Annotated in this window: 4 protein-coding genes and 1 pseudogene; all 5 read left to right on the top strand. The window is 41.4% G+C overall.

Annotated elements, in window-relative coordinates; all coding sequences use genetic code 11:
- The coding region (locus tag AACM45_RS20025) for a T9SS type B sorting domain-containing protein (RefSeq protein WP_339144963.1) at positions 1-390 on the top strand (390 nt) is incomplete at its 5' end.
- 6 nt (positions 391-396) lie between these two features.
- Positions 397-1,350, top strand: a complete 954-nt coding sequence (locus AACM45_RS20020; protein WP_339144961.1) for a PorP/SprF family type IX secretion system membrane protein — start codon at positions 397-399, stop codon at positions 1,348-1,350.
- 11 nt (positions 1,351-1,361) lie between these two features.
- A complete protein-coding gene (locus AACM45_RS20015; RefSeq protein WP_339144959.1) occupies positions 1,362-3,284 on the top strand; it encodes an OmpA family protein in 1,923 nt (640 codons plus the stop codon).
- Positions 3,285-3,548: 264 nt separating this feature from the next.
- A complete protein-coding gene (locus tag AACM45_RS20010) occupies positions 3,549-7,889 on the top strand; it encodes an FG-GAP-like repeat-containing protein (RefSeq protein WP_339144957.1) in 4,341 nt (1,446 codons plus the stop codon).
- Positions 7,890-8,179: 290 nt separating this feature from the next.
- Positions 8,180-9,142 (top strand): annotated as a pseudogene (locus tag AACM45_RS20005) (hypothetical protein); the annotation flags it as partial.

Raw genomic sequence — 9,142 nt, 5'->3', positions numbered from 1 at the left:
GACGGTGACGGCGACCCCACCAACGACGATACCGACGATGACGGCACGCCCGATTACCTAGATCCAGATCAGAATCCAGATACCGATGAGATTATAGTTAATCAGTATATCGATCTTAACGGTACCACCAATACCTTTTTGTTTATTCTCAATGTAGAGCGCGTTCCAAATAACAGAATGAGAATCTATAATAGATGGGGGGTTTTGGTCTATGAAGGGGAAAACTATAATAATATAAACAATGTCTTTAATGGAAGGTCTACCGGTCGTTCAACTTTAGCGGTAAATGATTTTCTACCTGCAGGAGTATATTATTATATCTTTGAATATGAGAACGAACAAGGTAACATGATTACGGATAGTGATTATTTTTACATCAATAGCAAATAAAAAAAAATGCGATTACACTATTTTGATATTAGGGTTTATTCAATATTGTTATTTTTTTGTTGCGTATCGGTAACTGGCCAGCAAGAAGCACAGTTTACCCAATATATGTTTAACACGATTAGTGTTAATCCGGCATATGCTGGCTCAAGGGGGCAATTTACCGCTGCAAGTTTGTATCGATCTCAGTGGATAGGGCTCCCAGGGGCTCCTCAAACTTTAACGGTAAATGTGCATTCCCCTATACGTGAAAGTAGGGTAGGCTATGGTATATCACTGATTAATGATAATATAGGTGACGGCGTTGTGCAAGAAACAGCATTGGATGGAACGGTTTCATATACTGTCAATGTGGCCCGTGAAGCAAAATTGTCCTTTGGTTTGAATGTCAGTGGAAGCTTTTTAAATTTAGACTTCAATAACCTACGTAATTTTAATGAAGAAGGACAGAATCAGCCTATCGCAAATCAACCAAACATCAGTGAATTCAACCCTAATTTTGGAGTAGGCCTGTATTATCACACCGATAAATTTTACTTGGGCTTATCAGCGCCTGATTTAATCAACAACGAAGCCTTTGATAATAACGGTCAGAACTTGTTATCCGTCGAACGTGTGAACTACTTTCTGATCGCGGGTTATGTTTTTGATTTAAATGCAAATTTTAAGTTTAAACCTGCGATTTTGACCAAAGCTGTTAACGGAGCTCCATTACAAGTAGATTTATCCGCAAATTTCTTGTTTAACGACAAATTTAGTTTTGGGGCCGCTTACCGATGGGATGCTGCCGTAAGCGCATTGGCAGGGTTTCAGTTGACCGACCAATTCATGTTGGGTATTGCATATGATAGGGAAATTACGGAACTGGGCGCAACCCAATTTAATGATGGTTCATTTGAGGTTTTCTTAAGATTTGAACTTCTTAGAAGGTTCCAACGTACCGTATCACCTCGTTTTTTCTAAAAAAATAAGTAATGTTCAAAAAAACACTTCTCTTTTCTGCATTGATCTTCGGAATGTATGGTTCGTCTTTTTCGCAAGAACGCATTTTAGAAAGAGCTAACAAAAAATATGAGGAATACTCTTTTAAACCTGCAATAGATATTTATAAGAAAGTTTATGAAAAAGGGTTTGAGTCGGCTGATTTATTGAAACGATTGGGTAATTCTTATTATTACAATGCAGAGTATAAAGAAGCAGCACCTATATATAAAGCACTTATTGAGAAGTATGACTCCGTTATTACCCCAGATTATTTATTCAGATACGCTCAGACATTAAAAACATTGGGCGAGTACGAGAATTCCGATGAGATTATGAAACGGTTCTCAGAAATGACCGCGGATAATGGACTTCAAGTGGTGGATTACTTAAAACAGATTGAAGAGAACTCAGGTAGATATGACCTAGAGCAGTTTCCTTATAATTCAAGATACTCTGATTTTGCCCCAGCTTTTTATGAAGATGGCCTAATTTTTTCATCGGATAGGGACACCGGAAATTTCGCAAGATACCGACACACCTGGAATGCAAAGGACTTTTTGGATTTATTCTCGGTCAAGAACGATACTACTATTGAAAACCCAGTTCTGAAAATTCAAGGCGACGTGAATACGAGACTGCATGAATCCACATCGATTGTTACCAATGATGGTAATACTATGTATTTCACCAGAAATAACTTTTTGGATGGAAAAAAATACAAAGATGAAAATGGCACGATTCGCCTAAAAATATATCAAGCCACATGGATTGACGGGGAATGGACGAACATCATCGAATTACCATTTAATAGTGACAGCTATTCAGTAGCGCATCCAGCACTAAGTCCAGATGAAAAGGTATTGTATTTTGCATCTGATATGCCCGGAACTTTGGGGGAATCCGATATTTTTAAAGTCCAGATTATCGGGGATGGCACCTTTAGTGCCCCTGTTAACTTAGGGAAAACAATAAACACCGCGGCTAGGGAAACATTTCCTTTTGTAACGGATTCCGATGTACTCTATTTTTCTTCAGATGGACATCCAGGTCTTGGTGGTCTTGATGTTTTTGCCACTAAAATAGCTTTTGATGAATACGATCAACCTATTGTTAATGTAGGTAGGCCTATCAATACGGCATACGATGATTTTTCATTTATAATGGACGAAAAAAGCGCAACGGGTTATTTTGCTTCAAATCGCTTGGATGGCATGGGGGAAGATGATATTTATGGTTTTTTGGAAAAAGAACCTATTAATCTCGATTGTTTGCAGGATGTCACGGGCACGGTAAGGGATAGGATTTCCAACGAGATTTTGGTAGGGGCGACGGTCAAGATAATTGATGAAGGGAATCAAGAAGTTTCTTCGACCATCACGGATGCAAAGGGGGAATATAGGTTGAATTTAGATTGTAACAAAGGTAATTTTGTTCGTGCTTTGATGGAAGGCTACGTACCTTCAGAAGAATACTTGGCAAAATCTTATGGCAAACCACAAATAGTCGACTTCTATCTAGAACGTGATGTGGTAAGCGGTGGTTTTGGTGATGATTTGGCCAAACTATTACAGTTGAGTACGATTTATTTTGATTTGAATAAATACGATATTAGGCCAGACGCTGAACTTGAAATTCAAAAAGTGATTGTGGCGATGGAAAAATATCCGAGTTTAAAAATAAAAATAAACGCTCATACGGATAGCAGGGGCAATGATGCCTACAATCTTTGGCTCTCTAAGAAAAGGGCAGAGGCCACGGTTCAGTATATGATAGCCAAGGGCATTTCGGCTGAAAGATTGGCCGGTGAGGGCTTTGGGGAAGAAAGATTGCTCAACGAGTGTGGTAATGGGGTATCCTGTTCAAAGGAAAAACATCAGTTGAATCGACGTTCAGAATTCATTATCCTTGAATAGGAGCTTTCATACTACTTCAGAAACGCCTTCATTCTAAGGTTTGCAATGAAAGTACAATAATTTAAACCGTGGAATAACCTATGGAAATATGAAAATAGAAGTAGGTAACAAATTACAAATCAAATAATTATAATGTTTGAAATATTTTTGGCCACTGATTTTTGGGTATTTATAACGGTCAAAAGTCACTTCACAACAAATACTTTGGTGTTGCATTCCACTGTATGACCTTGCGGTTAAAATCACTTTATTAAAAGCAAGGTTTTGTTTCCAAAACGAAAAATTCTTTATCCCTTAATAACGGCATTGGTATGTGTTCTACCCAATGCCGTGTTATCGCAAACCACATTTACCGAAAGTGCCGCGGCGTATAACTTGAATATTGGTGGTAACAAAGATGGTGGTCATGCTTGGGCCGATTATGACTTGGATGGCGATTTTGATTTGGTCATCAACACGAACGGCAGCGGATATCTAATGCGTAATGATGGTGGAACCTTTACTGATGTGACAAGCACTTTAGCACCTGACTTTAGCGGAGGGGATTTGGAAAGAACCGCACTTTTTGTAGATTTCAATAATGATGGCTATCCTGATATTTTTAGAAATGACAACAATGATATTCGAATTTTCTTGCAAGACCCCGCGACAAATAGATTTGGTGATGGTATGGGCGGCACGGTACCCAGTCAACGTTTTACATCGTTGACCGATGGTCTAAATGCGGAGGGAGCTGGAGCTTTGGATTATGATGGGGATGGGGACTTGGATATTTTCATTGACAACCATAATTTCGGAATTGATATTCTTCAAAATGATGGGAACGGTTTTTTCACCCATGTCACCCGTAAAGCCGACAGTCCCAATCCACCATATGATGTTAACGATGCGACGACATGGCCGTTGGGTTTGGTACAGGATGCAACGGACGGGGATTACGGTTCAGCTACTGACTTTAATGATGATGGATGGGTAGATATCGTGGTTCGGAAACGCAATCAGGTAGATTTATTTACCAATATTGGGGGGACCTTTCAAGATGGAACAGATATAGACGATGCCAATAACGGAAATAAAGGGGCTGTAGCTTTTGGGGATTTGGACAATGATGGCGATTTTGATTTGTTCTGGACGGAAAATGGTGATAATCAAATTCATAGGAACAATGGCGACGGAACTTGGACGCCTATGGGAAGTGCTACGGGCATCCCCATAAGTTTTAGTGGCCAAATTGAAGGCCTTGCCTTCGGTGATGTGGACAATGATGGTGATTTGGATATCTTCCTGACAGGTAACAATGTCAGTGGGTTATACCTGAATAATGGTAGTGGCTTGAATTTTACGGATTCTGGCCTATCTTTTAATAACAGAGGGGAAGGCAGCACCTTTATCGATATTGATAATGATGGGGATTTAGATCTATATCAGAATAGAAATGGAACTAACGCATTGTACATTAACAATCTCGGTGCCACTGCAAGGGCGGACCATTTGTTTATAGATATTAAGGAAGATAGGGATAGTTTTGGATTGACCGGTGCCGAAGAGCGTTTTGGTATTGGGGCAACCGTTAAAATTCTGGATTGTGGCGGCAATGTCATTTCTGGTACCCGTGAGGTGAATGGTGGCTTTGGTCATGGCACCCAAGAATCGGGAATAATTCATTTTGGCTTGCCAGGAGGTCCCAACACCCCGATAGTACTTGAGGTTGGTTTTCCGAGAACGTCATCGGGTAGGATTGTGGTACGTTCGCAGCTTACCCCTTCAGATTTTAATAATGGAAGCATAAATCTAATCGATATACTTCCAGATGTAACCAATCTTGATCCCATTGCACAAGATGATATCATCAGCACCAGTCAAATGGTAAGTACTACTTTTGACCCTTTGGTAGATAATGGCAATGGCGTGGATACCGATCCCGAAAACGGTACTTTAGAGGTCATTGCAATTACACAACCGGCAAATGGTAGTGCCGTGTTGAACGCTGATGGCACCGTTACCTATAATCCAGGTAATTTCGTGGGCACCACTTCATTCACCTATACGCTGGGCGATAACCCCATATGTTCCTTTTCTTCAGGTCAGGATATGGGTACTGTTTTTGTTACGGTTTCCGCACAACCGGATTCTGATGGCGATAGTGTATTCGATAGTGTTGACTTGGATGATGATAATGATGGGATATTGGATTCAGTGGAATGCCCCAACGGGATGTCCATTTTATGGGTGACCCAAAACACACCGAACACTGAAGAGCAAAATACTATCGACAAATTAACGGCTTTAGGATACACAGTAACAGTGGTTGATGATGGTGCGAGCGGTCAAGACGCCAATAATTATGCGGCTACCTTTCTTTTTGAAAGGGTAAATAGCAATACTGCTTTTTCGAATATCGCCAATATCGCCACGACGACTATGGGTGTCATCACCAGTGAAAATGCGTTACATGACGAAATTCTAGGCGGGGTGACCGGTGGTAATTCTGGGACTTCATTCGTCAATATAACCGACAATACACATCCCATCACAAGTGGGCTTATATTAGGGAATTACGATATTGGTGATGCTGATTTTCATGGAAATGGAATCACTTCAGGAACGACCTTAGGGACCAATCCGAATAACAACGAAGCGGCAATAACGATATGGGATGTTGGCGATGCACTTGAGACGGGAGTTGCACTTGGTAGAAGGGTTATTGTGCCCCATACCAGAGGCTTCAATAGTGCAGGTGAAGACCTTCTAGTGAATGCAATAGTCTGGACGGCCCAAAGGGATACCGATAAAGATGGTATCATTGATTGTTTGGATACCGATAGTGATGGCGATGGTTGTAGTGATGCCGATGAGGCCTATGGCGACGCGAATACGGATTTAGATAACAATGGTCGGTACGGAACAGGAAACCCAGCTGTTAACACTGATGGAACAGTCTCGGCAGCATCATATCAAATACCCGTAGATCAAGATTTCAGTGGTACGGCGGATTTTCTGGAGATTGGTGTCTCACCAGTTATTACGACCCAACCACAGTTCGAATCCATTTGTCCTAACAGTGATGTTTCGTTTAGTGTAACAGCTTCTAATGTAGATGATTACCAATGGCAGCTTTTCAATGGTTCCACTTGGGCGGATTTAGGTGATACCGGAATCTATTCTGGTACGGCCACGAATACCTTGCAGTTGTCTAGGGTGCCCATTTCAGAAAATGGAAATCAATATCGTGTTATAGTATCCAATTCGAGTTTTGTTTGTGGTGCAATTGCATCTGCAGTGACCACACTGACGGTTGCAGATACGAATGCACCCGTGATTACAAACTGCCCTGCTGATGTAACCGTAAGTGCTGATGCAGGAACGTGCACGGCAATAGTAAATTATCCCATCGTGGAAGCTACGGATGATTGTCCCATATTTGAAGACTTTGATGTGGCCAACAGAAGCGTGTTGCAGGGAGAGTGCTGGATTTTTGCCGGTACCGTAGTTACAGGCTCCGGAGCGATATCAGGTTCAGGTGCTATGCGTACAGGGGTCATTACAAATACTGCGACAAATCAACTGACCACACCTTTAATTTATTTCTATGGTTCAGGTGAACTTAAATTTGACCATAGGCTTACTGCTTTTGCGAACGATCATCGACTTTCAATTAATTTGATAGACGAATCCGGTACGGTAATAACACCTGATTTCTATAACTATACGTATGTTGACGCCAATGTACAGACGGTCAGCATTCCTATTAACTTTAGTGGAAATTATAGGTTGCGATTTGATTTTAAGTCCAACGGCAACAACAATAGAAGGGCATATGTAGACAATCTCTATCTTCCAGGACTGTATTTGGCATCCAGTAGCTGTTCTACGGTTATAAATCCATCCATTTTACAAGTTTCTGGCCTTGCTTCCGGTTCAAGTTTCCCCTTTGGAGTTACTACAAATACCTATGAGGTTACCGATGCCTTGGGCAATATGGTCAGCTGTAGTTTCGATGTTACCGTTGAAGACAACCAAGCTCCTACGGCAAGTAATCCATCACCAATTTCAGTTTTCTGTACCTCGGATATACCAACACCCGACCCTTTAGTAGTTACGGATGAGACCGATAATTGTGATCTTACCCCAACAGTAAGTTTTATAAGTGATGTAAGTGATGGGGGTTCTAATCCTGAAATCATTACCAGGACATATAGTGTAACGGACGGATCTGGCAACAGTATCAATGTCACACAAACGATAACGGTATCTTCGGTACAAATAGCTACCCAGCCTACCGCCCAAACGGTATTTGTTGGTAATAATGGTAGCTTTAATGTGAATGGGATTAATGCCGATACCTATCAATGGCAGGTAAGTACGGATAACGGTGTCAATTATTCAGATATAGTTGATGGTACTGAATACAGTGGTACCCAAACATCATCTTTGACCGTGATAGCCCCGGATGTGGATAAGAATGGATATTTGTTCAGGGTATTGCTTTCAAATTCTACAACCGTTTCCTGCAGTCCCATAAATTCCGATGCCGTACTATTGACCTTAAGGGTCAATACCGTAATAACCAATCGTAGAATTACCTATCGGGTCAATAAGGATTAGCATACCTGACTAGATTAAACCTTACTAACCATATCTTTTTAAATAAAGCAAAGCAGTTGGTATTACTGATTTCATCGATAAAATACATTCCAACTACATGAACTCACCTCATTTTTATAGAACTATACCTTGTGATTAGAGGCATACACAACAATTATTTTACTCCGCTGGTCATAAGACTAATTTTGTAGGGTGTAGATATACATAAAATTGAAATTAATCGATTGAATCAAAGTTTGCAAAATTCAAACTCAAAGCATATGCCTACGATGTTTAATAAAAAACTAACCATGGGAAAAAGTTTAAGCTTATTACTTTTTCTTTTTACGGCCCTAATGGGGTTCTCACAAACTACTGTAACCTTACAAGACCAATGTAATTGCGAGGTTTTAAGGGGAACGGATGTCTCCTCACCAGGTGCTACAATGCCAACGGGTGCTGATACGGGGGATATTTATGTTAATACGACCAGCGGAACTATTTTTTATTGGGATGGTGATTCTTGGGAGTTGACAGCAACCGATGACCAACAGCTAACCGGATTTACATTTAATGACGCTACGAATCAATTGACCTTAGACCTCGAGAATGGCGGTAGTGTAAATGTAGATTTAAGTAGTTTGAGTGATACCTTTTCAGATACCAATACGACAATCACTTCTTTTGATATTGATTCAGGGACCAACAGTTTGGTCATTACGGATAGTGATACAAATACATTTTCCGTGGCATTGGCGGCTATAGCTGCTATAGTGGATACAGACAATCAAGACGCCACCGAGGTTGCCCTGAACGGGGCCCTTGACGTTGATGGAGACGGCAACGATGAGACGACAGTACAGGAGGCGATAGCCGATTTGGCCGCGATCACCGAGACGGTGACGAACCTGGTTGACAACAATGATGGCACCATTACCTATACGAACGAGGATGGCACGCCCCAGACAATAAACAAGTCGGACCTTACCGATAACGGTAACGGTACCTTCACCTTTGACAATGGGGATGGCGCCGCGATCACCTTTGTGGGCACCGATGACCAAGACGCCACCGAGGTTGCCCTGAACGGGGTACTTGATGTTGACGGAGACGGCAACGACGAGACTACGGTGCAAGAGGCGATAGCCGATTTGGCCGCGATTACGGAGACGGTAACGAACCTGATTGACAACAATGACGGTACCATCACCTATACGAACGAGGATGGCACGCCCCAGACAATAAACAAGTCCGACCTTACGGATAACGGTAAC

It is taken from the genome of Croceitalea sp. MTPC5 (genome assembly GCF_036985505.1).
Taxonomy (GTDB): domain Bacteria; phylum Bacteroidota; class Bacteroidia; order Flavobacteriales; family Flavobacteriaceae; genus Croceitalea.
The sequence above is the reverse complement of the archived record's forward strand: the minus strand, read 5'-3'. Positions and strand labels throughout refer to the sequence as shown.

Bases quoted from the DNA above. Each gene is read 5' to 3' on its own strand.
- AACM45_RS20020 (WP_339144961.1), top strand. From the start codon at position 397: ATGCGATTACACTATTTTGATATTAGGGTTTATTCAATATTGTTATTT.
- AACM45_RS20015 (WP_339144959.1), top strand. From the start codon at position 1,362: ATGTTCAAAAAAACACTTCTCTTTTCTGCATTGATCTTCGGAATGTAT.